The following is a 22,824-nucleotide window of genomic DNA, read 5'->3' on the forward strand; positions in this document are numbered from 1 at the left end:
GCATGCACCTTGCCTTCCCGCGGACGCCGTTGCGTCTGCGACGCCCGCGCAGCCTGGCCGGGCAGCTCTTCGCGATGCAGGTCCTCCTGGTGACCGTGGTCGTCGCGGGCTGCGCGGTCTTCGCGTACGCAAGCGCCGGGCGGCAGGCGAAGGAGACCGCGCGGCGGCAGACGACGGCGGTGACGACGGCGGTCGCCGACTCGCCCATGGTGGTCGCCGCCGTCCGCGGCGCCGATCCGACGGCGGTGCTCCAGCCGTACACCGAGCGGCTGCGGCGCGACGCGGGCGTCGACTTCGTCGTCGTCATGGCGCCGGACGGCACCCGCTGGACGCACCCCGAACCGGACGCGATCGGCCGGACCTACCTCGGGCACACCGGGCGGGCCCTGCACGGCGAGACGTTCGCCGAGACGCACCTGGGGGTGCTCGGGCCGTCGATGCGGGTCATCGCGCCGGTCCGCGACCGGGCGCACGGCAACCGCATCGTGGCGCTGGTCAGCTCCGGCATCACCATCGCCGCCATCAGCGAGCAGCTGCGCAACCAGGTGCTGGCACTGCTCGGGGTGGCCGCGGCGGCGCTGGCGCTGGGCGGGCTCGGGACGTATGTGATCAACGCCCGGCTGCGGCGCCACACCCACGGGATGAACGCCGCCGAGCTGAGCCGGATGCACGAGTACCACCAAGCGGCGCTGCACGCGGTACGGGAGGGGCTGCTGATGCTCGACGGGCGGCGGCGGGTGTCGCTGATCAACGACGGCGCCCGGGAACTCCTCGGTGTGGCCGGTGACGCGGTGGGCCGCCCGGTGGCGGAGCTGGGGCTGCCCGCGCCCCTGGCGACGGCGCTGACCGCACCCGGTCCGCTCCGCGACGAGCTGCATCTGACGGACGAGCGGGTGCTGGTGGTCAACTCCGCGCCGGTCTCCGGCGGGGAGCACCGCGGCAGCGTCATCACCCTGCGCGACCACACCGAACTCCAGGCGCTCTCCGGCGAGCTGGACTCGGTCCGCGGGTTCACCGAGGCGCTGCGGTCGCAGGCGCACGAGGCCGCCAACCGGCTGCACACGGTGGTGTCGCTGATCGAACTGGGCCGCGCCGACGAGGCCGTGGAGTTCGCCACCGCCGAGCTGGAGCTGGCGCAGGCGCTGACCGACCAGGTCGTCGGCGCGGTCGCCGAACCGGTCCTCGCCGCGCTGCTGCTGGGCAAGGCGGCGCAGGCCAACGAGCACGGCGCGGAGCTGGTGCTGACCGCCGACAGCCGGATCGACGACGGGCTGCTGCCGCCGGACCTGCCCGCCCGCGACCTGGTGACGGTGCTCGGCAACCTCATCGACAACGCCCTGGACGCGGCGGCGCCGGACGCCACCTCGGACGCCGCACCGCCACGGCCCGACGGCCCCGGCGGCCCGGCCGATCCGCCGAAGGTCACCGTCACCGCCCGCTCCGACGGCGGCGAACTGCTGCTGTGCGTGGCGGACAACGGCCCCGGCGTGCCCGAGGAGAGCGCGGCGGAGATCTTCCGGCGCGGCTGGAGCAGCAAGCAGCCGGCGGCGGGCGCGCCCGGGCGTGGCCGGGGGCTGGGCCTGGCCCTCGTCCGGCAGGCGGTCCGGCGCAACGGCGGCACCCTCGCCCTCGACCGCGCACCGGACGGCGGCGCGCGCTTCACGGTCCGGCTGCCGCTGCGGACCACGGACGGAGGCGCCGCATGACCACCACCCCCGACATCAGGGTCCTCGTCGTCGAGGACGATCCGGTGGCCGCCGCCGCGCACACGCTGTACGTGGAGCGGGTCTCCGGCTTCACGGTCTCCGGCACCGTGCACTCGGGCGCGGACGCCCGCCGCCATCTCGACCACCACGCCGTCGATCTGCTGCTGCTCGACCTCTATCTGCCGGACGGGCACGGGCTCCAGCTGATGCGGACGCTGCGCGGCGCCGGGCACGGGGCGGACGTCATCGCGGTCACCTCGGCGCGGGATCTGACGATGGTGCGCGAGGGGGTGTCGCTGGGCGTGGTGCAGTACCTGCTCAAGCCGTTCACCTTCGCCACCCTGCGCGACCGGCTCCAGCGCTACGCCGCGTTCCGCTGCACCGCGGGCGAGGCCAGCGGGCAGGACGAGGTGGACCGCGCCATCGCCGCACTGCGCAACCCGCGCCCCGCGGCGCTGCCCAAGGGCCTGACCTCGGCGACGCTGCGCGCGGTCACCGACGCCCTGCGCGCCGCCCCCGACGGCCTCTCCGCCACCGAGGCCGGCACCGGGGTCGGCATCTCCCGGATCACCGCCCGCCGCTATCTGGAGCACCTGGTGGACACCGGCCGGGCGGCCCGCGCCCCGCAGTACGGTCAGGTGGGGCGGCCGGAGCTGCGGTACCGCTGGTCGGAGCGGTAGCCGGCGGGGCCGGAGCGGCAGCGGGCGGGCGCGGCCGGGACCGGGTGCTGCCCGGAGGTCCTGCCCGTCGGTGCGGCCGATCGCCAACTCCCGTGCCCTGCCGGGCACATGACCGTACGCCACCTGACCGTCGTCGCTCCGCGGGTGGACCGGGCGTCCCCCTTGAGAGGGACCGGCGGGTCCGGCGTGGGACTTCCGGCCGGTGCCGCTTTCGGTCCTCCCGGGCGACGACCCGGGCGGGGTCCGCGGCCGAGGATGGGAGCACATTCGCCCGTCCCGTTCCCAGGAGTTCCCGTGTCCTACGCGGCCGCCGCCCCCGCCCCCGCCCGCACGACGCCCGGTGTCGCCGCCCGCGCGGCGGGCCTCGACAAGGTCTACGGCGAGGGCGAGACGCGGGTGGTGGCGCTGGACCAGGTCTCCGTCGACTTCGCCGCCGGCCAGTTCACCGCGATCATGGGGCCGTCCGGCTCCGGCAAGTCGACGCTGATGCACTGCATGGCGGGGCTCGACACCATCTCGTCCGGCTCGGTCCGCATCGGTGACGTGGAGCTGGCGTCGCTCGGCGAGAAGAAGCTGACCCGGCTGCGCCGCGACAAGATCGGCTTCGTCTTCCAGGCGTTCAACCTGCTGCCGACGCTGACCGCCGCCGAGAACATCACCCTCCCGCTGGACATCGCGGGCCGTAAGCCCGACCCGGCGTGGATGAACGCGGTCATCGAGACGGTCGGCCTCTCCGGGCGTCTCGCCCACCGCCCGAGCCAGCTCTCCGGCGGCCAGCAGCAGCGGGTGGCGGTGGCCCGGGCGCTGGTCGCCCGGCCCGAGATCATCTTCGCGGACGAGCCGACCGGCAACCTCGACTCCCGCTCCGGCGCCGAGGTCCTGGGCTTCCTGCGGGAGTCGGTACGCGCCATGGGCCAGACCGTCGTGATGGTCACCCACGACCCGGTCGCCGCGGGCTACGCCGACCGCGTCGTCTTCCTCGCCGACGGCCGCATCGTCGAGGAGCTGCACCGGCCGACCGCGGACTCGGTCCTGGACCGGATGCGGCGCTTCGACGGCCGCGGCCGCACCCGGTGACCCCGGCCCCGCGCCGCACCGCCCCGCCCTCCCACCCGCGCCCCAGGCACCAGGACTGACTTCCCATGCTGCGAACAGCCGTGCGCAACCTCTTCGCGCACAAAGCCCGGCTGATGATGACCGTGCTCGCGGTCCTCCTCGGCGTCGCCTTCGTCTCCGGCACCCTCGTCTTCAGCGACACCGTCGGCGACGCCCTCAAGAACGCCTCGGCCAAGAACCTCGACGACGTCGCCGTCTCCGTCACGGCCGAGCAGGAGCCCCCGAAGGCCGACGGCCGGCGGGCCACCGCCCTCACCGACGAGACGGCCGACGCGGTCCGCGCGGTGCCCGGCGTACGCGCCGTACGCACCGACGTCACCGGCGACGCGGTCCTCGCCGCCAAGGACGGCAAGCCGGTCGGCGACGCGTGGCAGAACCGCGCCGCCAACTACCAGCCGGGCCCGGACGGCAAGGACAGCCGCTACCCGCTGGTCGCGGGCCGCGGCCCGGCCGCCGCGGGCGAGGTCGCGCTGGCCGAGGCCACCGCGCGCAAGGCCGGCTACCGGATCGGCGACACCGTACGGTTCGCCACCGACGGCCCGGTGCTGACGAAGAAGCTGGTCGGTCTGGTCTCCACCGACGACCCGAAGGTGACTGCGGGCGGTTCGCTGACGCTGCTCGACACCGCCACCGCCCAGCGCCTCTACCTCCACCCCGGCCAGTACGACGAGCTGGTCGTGTCCGCGAAGCCCGGCACCGACGAGGCGGCGCTGACCCGCGAGATCCGCGCGGCCGTCCCGGAGAAGGCGGCGCAGGTCACCAGCGGCACCGCGCTCGCCGAGGAGCAGAGCCGGCTGCTCACCGACCAGAACACGGCGCTGACCTCGACGCTGCTGACCTTCGCCGGGATCGCGCTGTTCGTCGGCGTCTTCATCATCGCCAACACCTTCACCATGCTGATCTCCCAGCGCCGCCGCGAGATCGCCCTGCTCCGCGCGGTCGGCGCCTCCCGCCGTCAGGTGGTGCGCTCGGTGCTCGTCGAGGCGACGCTGCTCGGTGTGGTGGCCTCCGCCGTCGGCATGGGCCTGGGCATCGGCCTCGCGCTGGGGATCCGCTCGGTGCTCAACGCCAACGACGCCGGGCTGCCGGACGGGCCGCTCGTCATCAGCCCGCTCACCTACCTCGTGTCGCTGGCCACCGGCACCGTCGTGACGGTCCTGGCCGCGTGGCTGCCGTCCCGCCGGGCGGCGAAGATCGCGCCGGTGGAGGCGCTGAGCACGCTCGACACCCAGCCGGCGCCGCGCAGCCTGGTGGTCCGCAACGTCTTCGGCGCCGTCGTCGCCGGCCTCGGTGTGGCCGTGATGTGCTGGGTCTCGACGCTGGAGTCCAGCGACGACCTGCCGCTCGCGCTGGCCGGCTCCGCGCTCACCATGACCGGCGTGATCGTGCTGGCGCCGCTCCTGTCCCGCCCGCTGGTCCGCCTCACCGGCGCGGTCACCGGCCGGCTCTTCGGCACGGTCGGCAAGCTCGCCCGGGAGAACGCGCTGCGCAACCCGCGCCGGACCGCCGCGACCGGCTCGGCGCTGATGATCGGCCTCACCCTGATCACCGGTATGGCCGTCGTCGGCAACTCCGCGGAGTCCGCCATCGACCGGATGACCGCGACCCAGCTGACGGCCGAGTACCAGATCAGCACCTCCACCTTCTCCGGTCTGGACCCGAAGCTGTCCGCCAAGGCGGCGCAGGTCCCCGGCGTGACCGCGGTCGCGCCGATGCGCCACTCCAGCTTCCTCCTGGGCGACGAGGGCGTGGTCCTCAACGGCACCGACCCCCGCACCATCGCCCAGGTCACGGCGCTCAAGGTGGTCCAGGGTTCGGTCGGCGCGGTGCGCGGTGAGTCCATCGCGCTGTCGCGGACCGCCGCCGACAAAGCGGGCCTGAGCGCCGGGCAGCGCGTCACCGTCGACCTCCCCGACGAGAAGAAGCACCGTCTGACGGTCGCCGCGGTCTACGAGGACAACGACATCGCCGGTGACGCCTTCTCCGATCTGCCGCTGGTCGCCCTCGGCGTGGACGAGGCCCCCAAGGACGACGCGCTGCTGGTCAAGACCGCGCACGGCGCCTCCGATGCGACCGCCGCGAAGCTGCGGGCCGCCTTCGGCGACAACCCGCTGGTGAAGGTCCAGAACCACGAGGAGCTGCGTCAGGAGACCGCCGGCCCGATCGGGATGATGGTCAACATGGTCTACGGCCTGCTGGGCATGGCCGTCGTCATCGCGGTCGTCGGCGTGATCAACACCCTGGCGATGTCGGTCTTCGAGCGGACCCGGGAGATCGGGATGCTGCGCGCCATCGGGCTGGCGCGGGCCGGGATCAAGCAGATGGTCCGGCTGGAGTCGGTCGTCATCTCGCTCTTCGGCGCGATTCTCGGCATCGGCGTGGGCCTCTTCCTCGCCTGGGCCGGCGGCTCGCTGCTCGCCTCGTCCTGGCGGCTCTACGAGACGCTGCTGCCGTGGGGACGGCTGTCGCTCTTCGTGGCGATCGCGCTGGCCGTGGGCCTGCTGGCCGCCATCTGGCCGGCCCGCCGCGCGGCGAAGCTGAACATGCTGGAGGCCATCGGCGCCCACTGACGGCGCGGTACGACGACGGCGGCGCGCCTTCCCGGTCCGGGGAGGCGCGCCGCCGTCGTCCTGGAAGCGCCGCGGGTCAGAAGACCGACTCGGCCTCCCGCATCCGGTCGAGCGGGACCCGCTTCAGCTCGGTGACGGCATCGGCGAGCGGCACCATCGTCACCTCCGTGCCGCGCAGCGCCGTCATCCTGCCGAACTCCCCGCGGTGCGCCGCCTCGACGGCATGCCAGCCGAAGCGGGTGGCGAGGACACGGTCGTACGCGGTGGGGGTGCCGCCGCGCTGGACGTGGCCGAGGATGACCGGGCGGGCCTCCTTGCCCAGGCGCCGCTCCAGCTCGACGGCGAGGGCGTTGCCGATGCCGGAGAAGCGTTCATGGCCGTACTGGTCGATGGCGCCCTTCTTGTAGTCCATCGTGCCGGGCGCGGGGTGGGCGCCCTCGGCGACGCAGATCACGGCGAACTTCTTGCCGCGCGAGAAGCGTTCCTCGACCATCCGGACCAGGTCGTTCACGTCGAATTCGCGCTCCGGCAGACAGATGCCGTGGGCGCCGCCGGCCATCCCGGACTCCAGCGCGATCCATCCGGCGTGGCGCCCCATGACCTCGACGACCATCACCCGCTGATGGGATTCGGCGGTGGTCTTCAGGCGGTCGATGGCCTCGGTGGCGACGCCGACGGCGGTGTCGAAGCCGAAGGTGCGGTCGGTGGAGGAGATGTCGTTGTCGATCGTCTTGGGGACGCCGACGACGGGCAGCCCGGCGTCCGACAGCATCCGGGCGGCGGTCAGGGTGCCCTCGCCGCCGATCGGGATGAGGACGTCGATGCCGTGCTCGCGGGAGAAGTCCTTGGCGTTCTCGCACGCCTCGCGCAGCCGGTCGCGCTCCAGGCGGGCGGAGCCGAGGATGGTGCCGCCGCGGGCCAGGATGCCGCTGACGGCGTCCAGGTCGAGCTTGCGGTAGCGCCCGTCGAGCAGTCCCTTGAAGCCGTCCTCGAAGCCGATGACCTCGTCGTCGTGGCCGGTCAGGGCGCGGTGGACGACGGACCTGATCACAGCGTTGAGCCCGGGGCAGTCGCCGCCGGCGGTGAGGACTCCGATACGCATCGTGCTGTGTCTCCTGTGCTCGCTGTCCGACGTGTGAGCCGGTCCGATTCTTCCACGGGGCGTCCGGTCCCGCCCTCACCCGCCCGGCGCCCCGCCCCTCTCCCGGGCCCGTTCCCTCAGGGAAACCGGGACGCGCGGTCTATCCAGCTCCGCGGGTATTGTCAAGGTGGCGAGCCTGCCATAACGGCTGTTTCCGACCCTACTCTGACTGCCCCGGCTGATCTGCACGACAACGGATGGACGGAGAGCACGCGTGACCCGCAGCGTGTACGTGACCGGCACCGACCGCGGCGACGGCCGCCAGGTCGTCGAACTGGGAGTGATGGAGCTCCTGACCCGCCACGTCGACCGGGTGGGCGTCTTCCGCCCGCTGGTCCACGACGGACCGGACCGCCTCTTCGGCCTGCTGCGCGCCCGCTACCGCCTCAGCCAGCCCGCCGAGACCGTCTTCGGCCTCGGCTACGACGAGGCCGCCGGCCTCCAGGCCGAGCACGGCACCGACGAACTGGTCTCCCGGCTGGTCGAACGCTTCCACGCGGTGGCCCGGGAGTACGAGTACGTGCTGGTCCTCGGCTCGGACTACGCCGCCACCAACCTCCCCGACGATCTGGGCCTCAACGCCCGCCTCGCCAACGAGTTCGGCGCCGCGGTCATCCCCGTGGTCGGCGGTCAGGGCCAGGACGCCGAGTCGGTGCGCGCGGAGGCGCGCAACGCCTACCGCGCCTACGCCGCGCTCGGCTGCGACGTCGTCGCCCTCGTCGTCAACCGCGTCGATCCGGAGCTGCGGAAAGCCGTCGTGGAGCGGCTGGCGGCGCGGCTGCCGGTGCCGTGCTACGCGCTGCCGGAGGACGGTGCGCTCTCCGCGCCGACCGTCGGGCAGCTGGTGCACAGCCTGGGCGCGGAGGTCCTGCTCGGCGACGACTCCGGGCTCGCCCGCGACGCCCGGGACTTCGTCTTCGGCGGTGCGATGCTGCCGACGTTCCTCAAGGCGCTGACGCCGGGCTGCCTGGTGGTGACGCCCGGGGACCGCGCCGACCTCGTCATCGGCTCGCTCGCCGCCCACAGCGCGGGCGCCCCGCCGATCGCCGGGGTGCTGCTCACCCTGGACGAGCGGCCCGGCCCGGACATCCTGGCGCTGGCGGACCGGCTGGCCCCCGGCACCCCGGTCGTCTCGGTGCCCGGCGGCTCCTTCCCGACGGCCGCGGAGCTGTTCGCCGTCGAGGGCAAGCTCCACGCCGCGGCGCCGCGGAAGGCGGAGAGCGCGCTCGGCCTGTTCGAACGGCATGTGGACACCGTCGAGCTGACGAATCGTATCTCTGTGGCCCGCTCCGGCCGGGTCACGCCGATGATGTTCGAACACGAGCTGATCGAGCGCTCCCGCTCCGGGCGGCGCCGGGTGGTGCTGCCCGAGGGCGGCGAGGAGCGGGTGCTGCGCGCCGCCGACGTGCTGCTGCGCCGGGACGTCTGCGCCCTGACCCTGCTCGGCGAGGAGGAGGCGATCCGCAAGCGCGCCGCCGACCTCGCCATCGACCTGGCGGACGCCCAGATCATCGACCCGCACTCCTCGCCGCTGCGCGAACGCTTCGCCGAGCGGTACGCGCAGCTGCGCGCCCACAAGGGCGTCAGCTACGAGCTGGCCTACGACGTCGTCGCCGACGTCTCGTACTTCGGCACGCTGATGGTGCAGGAGGGCCTGGCCGACGGCATGGTCTCCGGCGCGGTGCACTCCACGGCGGCGACCATCCGGCCCGCCTTCGAGATCATCAAGACGACAGGGGCCGCGCGTCGCGCGTCGGATGGGGCGGTGGCGGGCGACGGGAGGGCGAAGCCGGACGCCCAGATCGTCTCGTCCGTCTTCTTCATGTGCCTGGCCGACCGGGTCCTCGTCTACGGCGACTGCGCGGTCAACCCGGATCCGGACGCCGAGCAGCTCGCCGACATCGCCATCCAGTCGGCCGCCACCGCGGCGCAGTTCGGGGTGGAGCCGCGGATCGCGATGCTGTCGTACTCCACCGGCACCTCCGGCTCCGGCGCCGATGTCGACAAGGTCCGCCGCGCCACCGAACTGGTCCGCAAGCTCCGGCCGGATCTGCTGGTGGAGGGACCGATCCAGTACGACGCGGCGGTCGACGCCTCCGTGGCGCGCACCAAGCTGCCCGACTCCGAGGTCGCCGGCCGCGCGACGGTGCTGATCTTCCCGGACCTCAACACCGGCAACAACACCTACAAGGCGGTGCAGCGCTCCGCGGGCGCCGTCGCCGTCGGACCCGTCCTCCAGGGGCTGCGCAAGCCGGTCAACGACCTCTCGCGCGGTGCGCTGGTGCAGGACATCGTCAACACCGTCGCCATCACCGCGATCCAGGCGCAGGGCGCCCCGCCCGGCGCCGGAGCCGCCTGACCCGCGCCCGCCCGTCCGCCACCACCGGAAAGCGCTCCATGACTGCCGATCCCACCCGCGTCCTCGTCCTCAACTCCGGCTCCTCGTCGGTGAAGTACCAGCTGCTCGACATGGCGGAGAACCGCCGGCTGGCCGTCGGTCTCGTCGAACGGATCGGTGAGGAGACCTCACGGCTCGTGCACACGCCGCTGGCCACCGGCGGCGAACGGCGGGTGCACGAGGGGCCGATGGCCGGCCACGACGCGGCGCTCAAGGCGGTCGCCGCGGAGCTGGCCGCCGACGGACTGGGCCTCGACTCCCCGCAACTGGCCGCGATCGGGCACCGGGTGGTCCACGGCGGCCTGAAGTTCACCGAGCCGACCGTCATCGACGAGGTGGTCCTCAAGGAGATCGAGCGGCTGGTGCCGGTCGCGCCGCTGCACAACCCGGCGAACATCACCGGCATCCGCACCGCCCGGGCGCTCCGCCCGGACCTGCCGCAGATAGCCGTCTTCGACACCGCGTTCCACACCACGATGCCGGAGCACGCGGCCCGCTACGCCATCGACGTGGCCACCGCCGACGCCCACCGCATCCGCCGCTACGGCTTCCACGGCACCTCGCACGCCTACGTCTCGCGCCGCACCGCCCACCTGCTGGGCAAGGACCCGTCCGAGGTCAACGTCATCGTGCTGCACCTGGGCAACGGCGCCTCGGCGTCGGCGGTGGCGGGCGGCCGGTGCGTCGACACGTCGATGGGGCTGACGCCGCTGGAGGGCCTGGTGATGGGCACCCGCTCCGGCGACATCGACCCGGCGGTGACGTTCCACCTCAAGCGGGTCGCCGGGATGTCCGCCGACGAGATCGACGAGCTGCTCAACAAGCGGAGCGGGCTGGTCGGGCTCTGCGGCGACAACGACATGCGGGAGATCCGCCGCCGTATCGACGAGGGCGACAAGGCGGCGTCCCTCGCCTTCGACATCTACATCCACCGGCTGAAGAAGTACCTCGGCGCCTACACCGCGGTGCTCGGCCGGGTCGACGCGGTGGCGTTCACCGCGGGCGTCGGCGAGAACGCCGCCCCGGTGCGCGCCGCGGCGATGGCCGGTCTGGAGTGCCTGGGCATGGCCGTGGACGCCGACCGCAACGCCGTACGGTCCGACGAGCCGCGGCTGATCTCGCCCGACGGCGCCCGTGTCGCGGTCGCCGTGGTCCCGACAGATGAGGAGCTGGAGATCGCCCAGCAGACATACGCGCTGGTCACCGCCTGATGCACACTCCGGCTCCGCGCCCGCCTTCGGGGGAATATTCCGCTCCGAAACAAAACCGATAGGATTCAGCCCATGCGCCGTTCCAAAATCGTCTGCACCCTGGGCCCCGCCGTCGACTCCTACGACCAGCTGAAGACGCTGATCGAGGCCGGTATGAACGTGGCCCGCTTCAACATGAGCCACGGAACCCACTCGGAGCACGAGGAGCGGTACCACCGCGTCCGCAAGGCATCCGAGGAGACCGGCCGCGCGGTGGGCGTGCTGGCCGACCTCCAGGGTCCGAAGATCCGCCTGGAGACCTTCGCCGACGGCCCCGTGGAGCTGGTGCGCGGCGACGAGTTCATCATCACCACCGAGGACGTCGCCGGCGACAAGCACATCTGCGGCACGACGTACAAGGGCCTGCCCGGCGACGTCTCCAAGGGCGACCCGGTCCTCATCAACGACGGCAACGTCGCGCTCCAGGTCGTCGACGTCGACGGTCCGCGGGTGCGCACCATCGTCATCGAGGGCGGTGTCATCTCCGACCACAAGGGCATCAACCTGCCCGGCGCGGCGGTCAACGTCCCCGCGCTGTCGGAGAAGGACATCGAGGACCTGAAGTTCGCGCTGGCGATGGGGTGCGACATGGTCGCGCTCTCCTTCGTCCGCGACGCCAAGGACGTCCAGGACGTGCACCGCGTGATGGACGAGGTCGGGCGCCGCGTCCCGGTCATCGCCAAGGTCGAGAAGCCGCAGGCGGTCGCCAACATGGCCGAGGTCGTCATGGCCTTCGACGCGGTGATGGTGGCCCGTGGTGACCTCGCGGTGGAGTACCCGCTGGAGAAGGTCCCGATGGTGCAGAAGCGCCTGGTGGAGCTGTGCCGGCGGAACGCCAAGCCGGTGATCGTGGCGACCCAGATGATGGAGTCGATGATCACCAACTCCCGGCCGACCCGCGCCGAGGCGTCCGACGTCGCCAACGCGATCCTGGACGGCGCGGACGCGGTCATGCTCTCCGCGGAGTCGTCGGTCGGCGCGTACCCGATCGAGACCGTCAAGACGATGTCGAAGATCGTCGAGGCGGCCGAGGAGGAGCTGCTGTCGAAGGGCCTGCAGCCGCTGGTCCCGGGCAAGAAGCCGCGGACGCAGGGCGGCGCGGTGGCCCGCGCGGCGTGCGAGATGGCGGACTTCCTCAACGGCAAGGCGCTGGTGGCGTTCACCAAGTCCGGTGACACCGCCCGCCGGCTCTCCCGCTACCGCGCGGCCCAGCCGATCCTGGCCTTCACCACCGACGCGGCCACCCGCAACCAGCTCGCGCTGAGCTGGGGCGTGGAGACCTTCGTGGTGCAGCACGTCGACAACACCGACGCGATGGTCGACCTGGTCGACGCGGAGCTGCTCAAGCTCCAGCGGTACAACGAGGGCGACACGATGATCATCACCGCCGGTTCGCCCCCCGGCATCCCCGGCACCACCAACATGGTGCGCGTCCACCGGCTGGGCGGCGAGAGCTGATCCGGCACCGGTGACGCACAGCGGCGGTGGCCGCCCCCGTACGGAGGGGCGGCCACCGCCGTTCCGTTGCCGTCTCAGCTGTTCTCGATGGTCTCGTGGAGCCCGGGGACATGCAGGGTGCCGCCGAACTGTCCCGCCTGGGCGAGCTTCACCTTGGTGAAGTACGCGAACGGGATGTTGATGGGCGGCGGGTGCTCCGGGTCGAAGACGATCGGGATCAGCCCGAAGAGGTTGCCCTGGAGCCGCTCGGTGTAGAGCGTGACCTGTCCGTCGCGGATGGTCGACGTGGAGCCCGGCGTGGACCGGACGTGGTACTTCAGGCCCTTCGGCCCGTCCACGATCTGGTGCAGGTCACCGATGTCGATGCCGCCGGCGGTGAACTTCAGCGCCTGCTTGGTCCGCCCGCTGGGCGTACGGAGGTTGACCACGCCCTTGTAGTCGAGGTCCTTCAGCGTCAGCGAGCTGGCTTCCAGGTGCCAGGGGTCCTCCGGCACGGCGGCCGGGGGCTGCTCGTCCGTACCGTCCGACTTCTTCTCGACGACGCACGGGAACGGCTTCTTCCCGTCCGCGTCCGGCGCACCGGGATCGGCCGTCGCACCGGCCGTCGGCCCGGTGGTGCCGTCCTTCCCGTCGTCCTTCCCGTCGGTGGCCCGGTCCGCGGTGTCCTGCGCGGGATCCGCGGCCGTGTCCGCCGCGTCCTTCGCCGGACCGGCGGTCTTCGGCGCGGACGCCTTCGCCGGGTCCGACGTCTTCGAGGGCTCCGGCGTCGCGGAGGGGCTCGGGCCCGGCGACGCGGCGTCCTTGCCGCTCTCCTCGCCGGTGTCCTGCGTACCGCCGGGGTGGAAGGCGTCCTCGATCTTCTTGCCCCAGCCCAGCGGGTCGTACCAGGGGTTCCCTTCGTCGTCCGTGGGGGACGACGACGGGGTGGCGGACGGGGACGGCGTGGAGCCGCCGCCCTTGCCCCCGGACGCGGAGCCGGACGGCGAGGGCGAGGCGTCGGGCGACGGCGTACCCGGATCCGGCGCCTTCCCCCGGTCTCCGGCCTCGGCGTCCTCGGCGGCCTTCTTGTCCTCGGCGGCCTTCTTCTCCGCGGCCTTCTTCTTGGCGGCCTTCTCCTTGGCCTGCGCCTCCTGCTCCTGCTGGTCCGGAGCGGTGACGCACGGGCCGTCCTTGAAGGGGCTCTTGGGCGCCGGCTTGGCCACCGCCAGCTGGGGCGTGAACCCCATGCCCATGAGCACGGCGGACGGCATCGCGGCGATGGCTATCGCCTTGCCCGCGGGCACATGGAACCGCGTCAGCAGCGGCTTCTTCGGTGCCGCGTGCCTCGGTCCGGATCTCGCCCCGGCGGCTGCGTTCTCGTGCAGCTCGTCACCCGGCACGGTGCCTCCCGTTCGTTCCGTTGGTCGGGCTCGTTCCTGACAGGTCGTCCAGTCCGTCGCCCGATCCCGGAGCCGCCCCGGCCACCGCCGGCTGCCCTCCGACCGCCGCCGCGCTCCGCGCGCCCTGCGGCCCGTCGCCCGCGGCCGCCCGGCCCGGTGCCCACGAGACGCCGAGCGCCCCGCCGAACAGTCCCAGCAGGAAGCCGACGAGGAAGGCGCCGAAGTTCGAGACGACCAGGGAGACGAGGGAGAGCAGGATGGCCGCCACCCCCGCGAAGACCCGCGAGGCCGGCTGGAACCACAGGGTCAGACCGAGGACGACCAGCAGCACGCCGATGATCAGCGATCCGGCGCCGGCGGTGGTCGCCATGCGCACGGTCAGCGAGCCGATCGTGAGATTGGCATAGGGGAAGTACATGATCGGCAGGCCGGCCAGCAGCGTCAGGAGACCGGCCCAGAACGGGCGTTGCCCGCGCCACTGCCGGAACACGAGACGCTTCCGTCCGAGATTCTCGTTCAGTCGTGGTCGCGTATCGGCGCTCATGCCATACCTTCGCTTCGCTCGGCCCCGCATCCACGCGGCGCGCACGGTGGTTCTGGGCTGGACTACGTGACTGCTGACGCCATCGCGGACAGGCGCGGGGTCACCACGGCGCGGCCACCGGCCCCGCCCCCCGCGCCCGTACGCTCAGCGCGTCAGTAGCACTCGCTCTTGCCCTTCGTGACCTTCATCTGCAGGCCACTCAGCTTGAACGTGCCGGCCGTGGTCGCCCACGCCGTCTGCTTGACGCCGGTCAACGTGGCCGTGTCGGCTTCCTGGGCGAACGAGCCGGGATCGGCCTTGTCGCCCTTCTTCATGCCGGGGCCCTTGGACGTCGACCCCGCCGCGACACCGATGTTGATGTTCTGGAAGGTCGCATCGGCGTTGAGCTGATCGAGGTCGATGTAGAGGTTCTTCGCCTCGACCGGCGTGCTGCCGCCGCCGGCCATGAGCTTCATCGACACATCGCCGAAGACCGGCACCGGCACGACGACCGACTGGCACAGGTTCTTGATCTTGGCGTCGGAGAACGCCGAGACCGCGACCGGTACCTGCTTGCCGTCCTTCTGGGCGTCCACCGCTCCGTACTGGACGAAGCCGGTGCCGTCCAGCCGGTCGGTGCTGACCTTGAACTGCTGGCCGGACACGCTGAACGATGCCGCGAGGGCGCCCTGCGACAGGGCGACGCCTATCGCGGCGGTCGCCGCGACGCTGGGCACCATGACGACGGCGAACCGCTTCCATCTGGTCCCGCCACGAGCCAGGGACTCCATGACTTTCCTCCTTCTCGGACGTACATCTCCGGCACCGGCGGACCCGTTCGGTTCCGCGGTACCCGGGATGGGAGAAGTGCTACGTCCTCGGGAAGGAGAGCGCCCGTGCTCGAAAGGCGCATGGCGTTCCGAATACCGGCGATCACCCCCGAGCGACAACCACTGGCCACGCTCTCGCGCAACCTCCTGGGCAGGCCCTGCCGTTGGTGGCCGGGACCCCCCTGCCCACGGTCGGCAACAGGGGCCGCCGACCCACTCGGTGGGGACCCATCTGCCCGTGGGATCGGCTGGCTGCCGACTACGGAAATGGACCGAGCGTGGCCGATCGTGGTGCATTCCACGCCGCCGCACAAGGGGTTCGTTACTTGCGGGTAACGGGCAGATCACCGGGGTGCGACCGAGCGATATCGCACCGGCACACAGCGTCGCCGCGCTCGACCCGGAAATGCGGGGCAATCCCGGCCATACGCCGATACATCGCCCCGCATGACTTACTGCGAGTAACAGCGGCCACGATTACCAAGATTTGGTAAAGCGTGGCCGCTGATCGTTTCACCCGTCCGGTGTACGCCCCGGTCGGCCGACGGGCCCGCGGGAACCGTCAGAAGAGCACCCGGGCCAGCGCGGTACGCGCCGAGACGACCCTCGGGTCGTCCCCGCCGATCACCTCGAACAGCTCGAGGAGACGCACCCGCGCGGTCTCCCGGTCGTCACCGGCGGAGCGCTTGACCGTGTCGACGAGACGGCCGAAGGCGTCCTCGACATGACCGCCGACGAGGTCGAGGTCGGCGGCGCGGATCTGCGCCTGCACATCGGACGGGTCGTCAGCGGCGGCCTTGCGGACGTCGGCGGGGACGAGATCCTGCACCCGGCGCAGCAGTTCGGCCTGGGCGAGACCGAGCTTCGCCTCGGGGTTGGCGGGGTCGTCGGAGAGGACGTTCTTGTACGCCTGCACCGCACCGCCCAGATCGCCGGCGTCCAGCGCCGCACCGGCAGCCGCCAGCGCCGCGTCGTACGGACCGGCCGGGGCCTCGGCGGGCGCCGGGGCATCCGCGGCTTGCGGGTCGACGGGGGCGCCGACGATGCCGAACTGCTGCTCGGCGGCCTGGATCAACTGGTCGAGCACCTGGCGGATCTGCGCCTCGGGGGCCGCGCCCTGGAACAGCGGGATGGGCTGCCCGGCGACGACGGCGAAGACGGCGGGGATGCCCTGCACGCCGAACTGCTGGAAGAGCATCTGGTTGGCGTCGACGTCGACCTTGGCGAGCACGAACTTCCCGGCGTACTCACCGGCCAGCCGCTCCAGCAGCGGGCCCAGCTGCTTGCACGGCTCGCACCATTCGGCCCAGAAGTCGAGGACGACCGGCACTTCGGTGGAGCGCTGCAGGACGTCCTGCTGGAACCCCGCCTCGTCGACGTTGATCACCAAGGGGGTGCCGGCGGCGGGCGTCGCGCCCGTACGCGCCGCCTCGGCGCGCGCCTGCTCGGCCTTCTGCTTCGCCTCCCCGGCGGCCTTCACCGCTGCGAGGTCGACGACTCCGCTCATGGACATGTTGCGTGGCTGCATGGGTCCATCCTCCCCCCTGAACGGCCCGTTCCGGAAAGCGATGCCGAAAATCCGGCCCGAGGGCCGTACCGGATCCTCTTCCCGGGTGCTCCGGCCGTCCGTACACTCCGCCGGGATGCGGTGCACGGCCGGGCCTGGCGCCCGATTCCGGCCCCTCGCGGGGCCCCTGCCTGGCCGCGGGTCCCCACCCGGGCCGATGTGATCGTCGCTCTTACGCTACGACCCGTAGCGTAACTACTGGCGGTCCCACGGCGACACCCCCGCCGGGAAGCCGCCGTCGTGATCTGCCTCACGAGAGGCAGCGGAAACGGAGCTACCGGCCGGTATGGTCGCCCGCATGCCGCACTCCTGCCCCCGGAAACGCCGCACGGGCCGCCCGCGCAGCGTCGAGACCGACCGCGCGATCCTCGACGCGGCGCGGGCCGCCCTGGTCGATCTGGGCTGGGGCCGGTTCACCATGGGCGACGTCGCCGCCCGCGCCGGGGTCGCCAAGACGACCCTCTACCGGCGCTGGGCCAACAAGAACGAACTGGCCGTCGACGCCGTCGCGGTCCTCTTCGACGAGTTGGAACTCCCCGACCGCGGGAGCCTCCAGGCCGACATCGAGGACGTGGTGCTGCAGTTCGGCCGGTTGCTGGAGCAACCGGAGACGAAGACGGCGCTGATGGCGGTGGTCGCCGAGTCGACGGCCGACGCGGCGCTGCGCGAGCGCATCCGCACCGCCATCGTCGACCGGCAGATGGGCCTGGTGATCCTGGGCCGCGCACGCGCCCAGGACCGCGGCGAACTCCCCCCGGACCCGCCCGACAACGACGGCTCCCGCGCCGCGGCGGAGACGGTCGGCCTGATCTTCGACGTCATCGCCGGCACGGTCGTCCACCGCACCCTGGTCTCCGCCGAACCGGTCGACACCGTCTGGGCCCGCCGCCTCGCCACCATCCTGCTGACAGGACTGGCGGGGCTGGCGGGGTGGGAGTGAGGGGCGGCGGGCCGGTGGGGCCGGTCCCGTAGGGGTCCGGCGCCTCCTCCCCTACTTCTTCTCCCGCCAGGCGCAACTCCCCAGCGTGGCGCCGCCCTTCGCGAGCAGCCGGCGGGCTTCCGCGGCCGGGGCCATGGCGCTGTGGCCGCGACGGCAGACGACGGTGCGGTCGCCGTGGCCCGCGAGGTCGACCAGGATCTGGTCCCAGTGGCGGTACTGCACGTCGTGCCCGGTGTCCGCGTACGAGCGCACCACCGGCGCGGTCGGCAGATGGTGCCGCCAGGCGGCGAGGGTGGCGGGCGGCACGGTGGTGTCCTTCTTGCCGCTGTAGAGGTAGACCGGCGCGGTCAGCTTCGACAGGTCCGGGCCCGGCCGCGCGCAGTAGAGCCGCTGCTCGTGGACCTGGGGCGCCGGATCGGCCCGCTGCCCGCGCTGGTTGTAGGTGCGGGCGCCCTCCTCGTACGCGGTGTCGGCGAAGCCGGGGATCTGCTGCACCGGGCTGTCGTCGGGGAACGCCCACCAGACACGCGGGTCGGTGATCTGCTTCTTGACGGCGGCGGTCAACTGCCGGTCCGACAGGGCGCAGTAGTCGGGCCGGGTGCCGTACGGCGGCAGGGCGGCGGCCAGGTGCAGCGCCTCGATGCGCCGCGGGGCCCGTGCGGCCAGCTCGGCGGCGTACGGGCCGCCGCCGGAGATGGCGATCACGGAGACCTTGCGGACGCCGAGGCGGTCGAGGACCGCGAGGGCGTCCTCGGCGAAGTCGGCCTTGCCCAGCCGCGGGTCGTAGGCGGTGTCGCCGAAGCCGTTACGTTCGACGGATATCAGCCGCAGCCCCAGCGACTCGCGGGTGGAGCGGAAGAAGTCGGTCATGTGGGCGGCGCGGGCGCTGGTGCCCGTACCGCCGATGAAGAGCACCGGACGGCCGTTTCGCGGGCCGTCGTCGATGTAGTGCGCGGTCCGCCCGGAGGCGAGGCGGGCGGCGTGGACGCCGGGCCCGAGCGGGTCGAAGTCGTCCTGGACGCGGGCCGGCCGGCCGGCCGCACCCTCCGGCGCGGACGGTGCGGCGCTCGCCACGGCGGACCCGCCCAGCAACACCGCCGCGAGCACGGCGGCGGAGGCGGCACACACGGTACGGACTGTTCTCTTCACACGTTCTCCCGGGTGGACGAGGGGCACACAACTGCCTGCACCTACCCCGAAGTTCCGGGAGAACGCGAGTGGTGACGTTCGGCCTTGTGGCGCTGGCGGTGGCCGGCATGGCGTGCAGTCCGCTGGTCGCCTCGGCACTGAGCGGCTGACACCGGGGGCGGTCACGCCGGTGGCGACGCGCCCTCGCGCCGCCACCGTCCAGCCGGGTCCGGGGGGTCAGAACCCCGCCGGCTCCGTGTAGACCCCCCATTCGTCGCGCAGTGCGTTGCAGATCTCGCCGAGGGTGGCTTCGGCGCGGACTGCCTCCAGCATGGGTTCGATCATGTTGCCGCCGTTGCGGGCGGCGGTGAGCATCGCGTCGAGGGAGGCGGTGACGCGGGCGTCGTCGCGGGCGGCCTTGCGGTCGGTGAGGGTGCGGACCTGTTCGCGTTCGACCTCGTGGCTGACGCGGAGGATCTCCAGGTCGCCGGTGACCGAGCCGTGGGCGCAGTTGACGCCGACGACCTTCTTGTCGCCCTTCTCCAGGGACTGCTGGTAGCGGAAGGCGGATTCGGCGATCTCGCCGGTGAACCAGCCGTCCTCGATGCCGCGCAGGATTCCGGAGGTGATCGGGCCGATGGCGTGCTGTCCGTCCGGGACCGCCCGGGCGCCGCGCTCCTTGATCCGTTCGAAGATCTTCTCGGCGTCGGCCTCGATCCGGTCGGTGAGCTGCTCGACGAACCAGGAGCCGCCGAGCGGGTCGGCGACGTTGGCGACGCCGGTCTCCTCCATCAGCACCTGCTGGGTGCGGAGCGCGATCTCGGCGGCCTGTTCGCTGGGGAGCGCCAGGGTCTCGTCGAGGGCGTTGGTGTGCAGGGAGTTGGTGCCGCCGAGGACCGCGGCGAGCGCCTCGACGGCGGTGCGGACGACGTTGTTGTACGGCTGCTGGGCGGTGAGCGAGACCCCGGCGGTCTGGGTGTGGAACCGCAGCCACTGGGCCTTCTCGCTGGTCGCGCCGTAGACGTCGCGCATCCAGCGGGCCCAGATGCGGCGCGCGGCGCGGAACTTGGCGATCTCCTCGAAGAAGTCGAGGTGCGCGTCGAAGAAGAAGGACAGGCCGGGTGCGAAGGTGTTGACGTCCAGGCCGCGGCTGAGGCCCAGTTCGACGTAGCCGAAGCCGTCGGCGAGGGTGTACGCCAGCTCCTGCGCGGCCGTCGCCCCGGCCTCGCGGATGTGGTAGCCGGAGACGGAGAGCGGCTTGTACGCGGGGATCTTCGCCGCGCAGTGCTCCATGAGGTCGCCGATCAGCCGCAGATGCGGCTCGGGCGGGAAGAGCCACTCCTTCTGGGCGATGTACTCCTTGAAGATGTCCGTCTGGAGGGTGCCGTTGAGGATGGCGGGGTCGACGCCCTGGCGTTCGGCGGCGACGAGGTACATGCAGAAGACGGGGACGGCGGGGCCGCTGATCGTCATCGAGGTGGTGACGTCGCCGAGCGGGATGTCCTTGAAGAGGATCTCCATGTCGGCGGCGGAGTCGATGGCGACGCCGCAGTGGCCGACCTCGCCGAGTGAGCGGGGGTCGTCGGAGTCGCGGCCCATCAGCGTCGGCATGTCGAAGGCGACGGAGAGGCCGCCGCCGCCCGCCTCCAGGATCATCTTGTACCGCTCGTTGGTCTGCTCGGCGTTGCCGAAGCCGGCGAACTGGCGGATGGTCCAGGTGCGCCCCCGGTAGCCGGTGGGGTACAGCCCGCGGGTGAAGGGGTACTCGCCGGGCCAGCCGATCCGCTCGAAGCCGTCGACGGTGTCGCCGGGGCGCGGGCCGTAGACGGGCTCCACGGGGTCGCCCGAGAGCGTGCTGAAGTCCGCATCGCGCTTACGGGCGGAGTCGTACCGGGCCTGCCAGCGGCGGCGGCCCTCTTCGATCGCGTCGGCGTCCATACCTCCGAATTTACTAGGACGTCCTAGTAGTTGTCGATGGCAAGCGCCCGCCGTGTCCCCCTGATCGCTCCCCTACGGGTTCCGCACCCGCCCTGAACAGCACGAACGCGCCCGTCCCCGGGTGGGGAGGGCGCGTGACGCGGAAGGGGGGCGGCGCGGTCAGACCTTGACGGGCTGCGGCGTTCCGTCCTGGAGCCGCGGGCGGATCTCGGCTACGACCTGACGCTCGACGAAGAACGCGGCGGTCGGGATGGTGCCGGCGATCAGCACCCACAGCAGCTTGCCGAACTTCCACTTCGCCTTGGAGCCCAGGTCGAAGGCGAAGACGAGGTAGATGATGAACAGCACGCCGTGGATCTGGGAGACGACGAGGGTGAGGTCCTTGCCCGCACCGAAGCCGTACTTGGCCACCATGCAGGCGCACAGGACGAGGAGCATCACGGCGGTGGCGTAGGCCATCACCCGGTAGCGGGTCAGGACACTGGGCTTCATGCCCCCGAGCGTAACCGGACCTCCTGGGGCGATCTTCGCCGCCCCCGTGGCGTGGCGGCGGGCGGTCCGGCGGGCGGCGGGGAGGCCGTACGGGGCCCCGGCGGGCGCCCCGGTCAGTCCTCGGCGAAGTCGCCCGCGGCGACCCGCAGCGGGCGGAGCATGGCGAAGATCTCGGCGCACTCCCCGGCGTCGTAGGCGCCCAGGCCGAAGTCCATCCCCATCAGGTCGCGGGTGGCGGCGTCGCACACCTCGCGGCCCTTACCGGTGATGGTGGCGAGGGTGCCGCGGCCGTCATTGGGGTTGGGCCGCTTGGCGACCAGACCGGATTTGACCAGCCGGTCGACGGTGTTCGTGACCGAGGTCGGGTGCACCATCAGCCGCTCGCCGATCTTCGACATCGGCAGCTCCCCCGCCTTCGAGAAGGTGAGCAGCACCAGCGCCTCGTAGCGCGCGAAGGTCAGGCCGTACGGCTTGACCACCGCGTCCACCTCGGAGAGCAGGATCTGGTGGGCCCGCATGATCGAGGTGATCGCGGACATCGACGGCACGGCTCCCCAGCGCTGCTGCCAGAGTTCATCGGCGCGCGCGATGGGATCGAAAGGGAGACTGAGCGGCTTCGGCACGCCGTCGACCCTATCGGGCGGTCACATACCGGTCGGACGCGTCTCGGGATCCGGTCGGCCGGACGGCGCTTTCCGGAAGCGAACGGCCCGTCCGGCCGCCGTTCCGTCCCGTACGGGAGGGGGAGGCGGCCGGACGGGCCGTGCGGGCGGCGCGGCAGGCGGGCCCGGGGTGGTGCGGGGTCAGGCCGGGGTGTCGCCGTCCGCCGGGGCGGCGCCGGCGGCGAGGTGACGCTCGACGGTGGCGACCTTCGAGGTCAGGCCGTCGGTGACGCCCGGCCGGATGTCGGCCTTGAGGACCAGGGAGACCCGGCCCGCACGGGCCTCGACGGCGGCGACGGCGCGCTTGACGACATCCATCACCTCGTCCCACTCGCCCTCGATCGAGGTGAACATGGCGTCGGTGCGGTTCGGCAGGCCGGACTCGCGGACGACGCGGACGGCGTCGGCGACGTACTCGCCGACGTCCTCGCCCACGCCCAGCGGACTGACCGAGAAGGCGACGATCATGCGTTGACCGTGCCTTCCCGGCGGGCGCGGGCGGCGATGACCGAGCTCTCGGCCTCGCGCTTGAGCTTGCGCTCGGCGAAGAAACCGCCGGTCGGCAGCACCGAGAGGACGAAGTACAGGGCGGCGGTCTTCAGGTCCCACTTGGTGCGGTTCCAGGCGTCCAGCCAGAAGACGACGTACAGGATGAACAGCACGCCGTGGACCATGCCCATGACCATGACGCCGTCGAAGCTGGTGGTGCGCTTGAGGACCGAGCAGCACAGCAGCAGGAGGAAGGAGATCGCCTCGGGGGCGGAGATCAGTCGGAGCCGGTGGAGTGCGGCGGCGGTCTTGATGTCCACGGGAACCTCGTTCGGGTGGCAGGGGCGGCAGGAGGAGGGGGAGGGTGCGTCTTTCCGGTCTTCGGCGTCACACGCCCACGAAGAGCGGGAAGGCGCGCCCCACAGCGCTTGTGCAAGGGTTCACAAACCCGTCGTCCATTGTTACAGCCGCGCCCGGAACCACCGCGCCGGGGGCCGGACGGCGGCCCGTAGGGGTGGAACGGCCGCCTCCGTCCGGGAGGAACCAGGGGAAACCCC

At 72.3% G+C, this 22,824-nt stretch carries 19 protein-coding genes; 8 read left to right on the top strand and 11 right to left on the bottom strand.

What is annotated here, in order from left to right; translation table 11 throughout:
* Positions 1-2 precede the first annotated feature (2 nt).
* From ACF1BH_RS00505 to ACF1BH_RS00520, 4 genes are all read left to right on the top strand, one after another.
* Positions 3-1,706, top strand: coding sequence for an ATP-binding protein (locus ACF1BH_RS00505; protein ID WP_391640187.1), 1,704 nt, complete (start codon positions 3-5; stop codon positions 1,704-1,706).
* Positions 1,703-2,386: a response regulator gene (locus ACF1BH_RS00510; protein WP_391640188.1), complete on the top strand. Its 684-nt coding sequence runs from the start codon at positions 1,703-1,705 to the stop codon at positions 2,384-2,386. Before ACF1BH_RS00505 ends, ACF1BH_RS00510 begins: the two co-directional genes overlap by 4 nt.
* 294 nt (positions 2,387-2,680) lie before the next feature.
* The gene (locus ACF1BH_RS00515; protein ID WP_391640189.1) at positions 2,681-3,463 is read left to right on the top strand and encodes an ABC transporter ATP-binding protein; all 783 of its coding nucleotides are present in this window, start codon (positions 2,681-2,683) and stop codon (positions 3,461-3,463) included.
* Positions 3,464-3,528: 65 nt separating this feature from the next.
* Complete coding sequence (locus ACF1BH_RS00520) at positions 3,529-6,072, top strand: ABC transporter permease (RefSeq protein WP_391640190.1); 2,544 nt, start codon at positions 3,529-3,531, stop codon at positions 6,070-6,072.
* 76 nt (positions 6,073-6,148) lie between these two features.
* Here the strand turns inward: ACF1BH_RS00520 and ACF1BH_RS00525 are convergent, their stop codons facing one another.
* Positions 6,149-7,174: an ATP-dependent 6-phosphofructokinase gene (locus tag ACF1BH_RS00525; protein WP_391640191.1), complete on the bottom strand. Its 1,026-nt coding sequence runs from the start codon at positions 7,172-7,174 to the stop codon at positions 6,149-6,151.
* A gap of 253 nt (positions 7,175-7,427) precedes the next feature.
* Between ACF1BH_RS00525 and pta the strand changes: the two genes are divergently transcribed.
* From pta to pyk, 3 genes are all read left to right on the top strand, one after another.
* Positions 7,428-9,572 (top strand): phosphate acetyltransferase, encoded by a 2,145-nt coding sequence (pta, locus tag ACF1BH_RS00530; protein ID WP_391640192.1) that lies wholly within the window; start codon positions 7,428-7,430, stop codon positions 9,570-9,572.
* 38 nt (positions 9,573-9,610) lie between these two features.
* Positions 9,611-10,822, top strand: coding sequence for an acetate kinase (locus tag ACF1BH_RS00535; RefSeq protein WP_391640193.1), 1,212 nt, complete (start codon positions 9,611-9,613; stop codon positions 10,820-10,822).
* Positions 10,823-10,894: 72 nt separating this feature from the next.
* Positions 10,895-12,319: a pyruvate kinase gene (pyk, locus tag ACF1BH_RS00540; RefSeq protein WP_391640194.1), complete on the top strand. Its 1,425-nt coding sequence runs from the start codon at positions 10,895-10,897 to the stop codon at positions 12,317-12,319.
* A 74-nt stretch (positions 12,320-12,393) separates the two neighbouring features.
* Here the strand turns inward: pyk and ACF1BH_RS00545 are convergent, their stop codons facing one another.
* The 4 genes from ACF1BH_RS00545 to ACF1BH_RS00560 form a co-directional block, all read right to left on the bottom strand.
* Positions 12,394-13,698, bottom strand: a complete 1,305-nt coding sequence (locus ACF1BH_RS00545; protein ID WP_391640195.1) for a hypothetical protein — start codon at positions 13,696-13,698, stop codon at positions 12,394-12,396.
* Complete coding sequence (locus ACF1BH_RS00550) at positions 13,688-14,242, bottom strand: DUF6114 domain-containing protein (RefSeq protein WP_391640196.1); 555 nt, start codon at positions 14,240-14,242, stop codon at positions 13,688-13,690. Before ACF1BH_RS00550 ends, ACF1BH_RS00545 begins: the two co-directional genes overlap by 11 nt.
* Positions 14,243-14,394: 152 nt before the next feature.
* The gene (locus ACF1BH_RS00555) at positions 14,395-15,012 is read right to left on the bottom strand and encodes a DUF6230 family protein (RefSeq protein WP_391640197.1); all 618 of its coding nucleotides are present in this window, start codon (positions 15,010-15,012) and stop codon (positions 14,395-14,397) included.
* Positions 15,013-15,613: 601 nt separating this feature from the next.
* Positions 15,614-16,579, bottom strand: coding sequence for a tetratricopeptide repeat protein (locus ACF1BH_RS00560; protein WP_391640198.1), 966 nt, complete (start codon positions 16,577-16,579; stop codon positions 15,614-15,616).
* Positions 16,580-16,916: 337 nt separating this feature from the next.
* Between ACF1BH_RS00560 and ACF1BH_RS00565 the strand changes: the two genes are divergently transcribed.
* On the top strand, positions 16,917-17,558 hold the full coding sequence (locus ACF1BH_RS00565; RefSeq protein WP_391640199.1) for a TetR/AcrR family transcriptional regulator: 642 nt from the start codon (positions 16,917-16,919) through the stop codon (positions 17,556-17,558).
* 51 nt (positions 17,559-17,609) lie between these two features.
* Here the strand turns inward: ACF1BH_RS00565 and ACF1BH_RS00570 are convergent, their stop codons facing one another.
* The 6 genes from ACF1BH_RS00570 to ACF1BH_RS00595 form a co-directional block, all read right to left on the bottom strand.
* Complete coding sequence (locus tag ACF1BH_RS00570; protein ID WP_391640200.1) at positions 17,610-18,686, bottom strand: alpha/beta fold hydrolase; 1,077 nt, start codon at positions 18,684-18,686, stop codon at positions 17,610-17,612.
* Positions 18,687-18,923: 237 nt separating this feature from the next.
* Positions 18,924-20,624 carry a methylmalonyl-CoA mutase gene (locus ACF1BH_RS00575; protein ID WP_391640201.1) on the bottom strand — a complete coding sequence of 567 codons (1,701 nt, stop codon included), beginning with the start codon at positions 20,622-20,624 and terminating at the stop codon, positions 18,924-18,926.
* Positions 20,625-20,783: 159 nt separating this feature from the next.
* Positions 20,784-21,116, bottom strand: coding sequence for a DUF3817 domain-containing protein (locus ACF1BH_RS00580; RefSeq protein WP_391640202.1), 333 nt, complete (start codon positions 21,114-21,116; stop codon positions 20,784-20,786).
* A 113-nt stretch (positions 21,117-21,229) separates the two neighbouring features.
* Positions 21,230-21,739, bottom strand: a complete 510-nt coding sequence (locus ACF1BH_RS00585; protein WP_391640203.1) for a MarR family winged helix-turn-helix transcriptional regulator — start codon at positions 21,737-21,739, stop codon at positions 21,230-21,232.
* A gap of 180 nt (positions 21,740-21,919) precedes the next feature.
* Positions 21,920-22,246 (bottom strand): MTH1187 family thiamine-binding protein, encoded by a 327-nt coding sequence (locus ACF1BH_RS00590; protein WP_391640204.1) that lies wholly within the window; start codon positions 22,244-22,246, stop codon positions 21,920-21,922.
* Complete coding sequence (locus tag ACF1BH_RS00595) at positions 22,243-22,587, bottom strand: DUF3817 domain-containing protein (protein ID WP_030280657.1); 345 nt, start codon at positions 22,585-22,587, stop codon at positions 22,243-22,245. Before ACF1BH_RS00595 ends, ACF1BH_RS00590 begins: the two co-directional genes overlap by 4 nt.
* Positions 22,588-22,824: the final 237 nt, after the last annotated feature.

Source organism: Streptomyces sp. NPDC014733 (genome assembly GCF_043083385.1).
In the GTDB taxonomy this organism is placed as follows: domain Bacteria; phylum Actinomycetota; class Actinomycetes; order Streptomycetales; family Streptomycetaceae; genus Streptomyces.

Coding starts and splice junctions, on each gene's coding strand:
- ACF1BH_RS00505 (WP_391640187.1), top strand. CDS start 3: ATGCACCTTGCCTTCCCGCGGACGCCGTTGCGTCTGCGACGCCCGCGC.
- ACF1BH_RS00535 (WP_391640193.1), top strand. CDS start 9,611: ATGACTGCCGATCCCACCCGCGTCCTCGTCCTCAACTCCGGCTCCTCG.
- ACF1BH_RS00525 (WP_391640191.1), bottom strand. CDS start 7,174: ATGCGTATCGGAGTCCTCACCGCCGGCGGCGACTGCCCCGGGCTCAAC.
- ACF1BH_RS00590 (WP_391640204.1), bottom strand. CDS start 22,246: ATGATCGTCGCCTTCTCGGTCAGTCCGCTGGGCGTGGGCGAGGACGTC.
- ACF1BH_RS00560 (WP_391640198.1), bottom strand. CDS start 16,579: ATGCAGCCACGCAACATGTCCATGAGCGGAGTCGTCGACCTCGCAGCG.
- pyk (WP_391640194.1), top strand. CDS start 10,895: ATGCGCCGTTCCAAAATCGTCTGCACCCTGGGCCCCGCCGTCGACTCC.
- ACF1BH_RS00575 (WP_391640201.1), bottom strand. CDS start 20,624: ATGGACGCCGACGCGATCGAAGAGGGCCGCCGCCGCTGGCAGGCCCGG.
- ACF1BH_RS00555 (WP_391640197.1), bottom strand. CDS start 15,012: ATGGAGTCCCTGGCTCGTGGCGGGACCAGATGGAAGCGGTTCGCCGTC.
- ACF1BH_RS00550 (WP_391640196.1), bottom strand. CDS start 14,242: ATGAGCGCCGATACGCGACCACGACTGAACGAGAATCTCGGACGGAAG.
- ACF1BH_RS00580 (WP_391640202.1), bottom strand. CDS start 21,116: ATGAAGCCCAGTGTCCTGACCCGCTACCGGGTGATGGCCTACGCCACC.
- ACF1BH_RS00520 (WP_391640190.1), top strand. CDS start 3,529: ATGCTGCGAACAGCCGTGCGCAACCTCTTCGCGCACAAAGCCCGGCTG.
- ACF1BH_RS00565 (WP_391640199.1), top strand. CDS start 16,917: ATGCCGCACTCCTGCCCCCGGAAACGCCGCACGGGCCGCCCGCGCAGC.
- ACF1BH_RS00510 (WP_391640188.1), top strand. CDS start 1,703: ATGACCACCACCCCCGACATCAGGGTCCTCGTCGTCGAGGACGATCCG.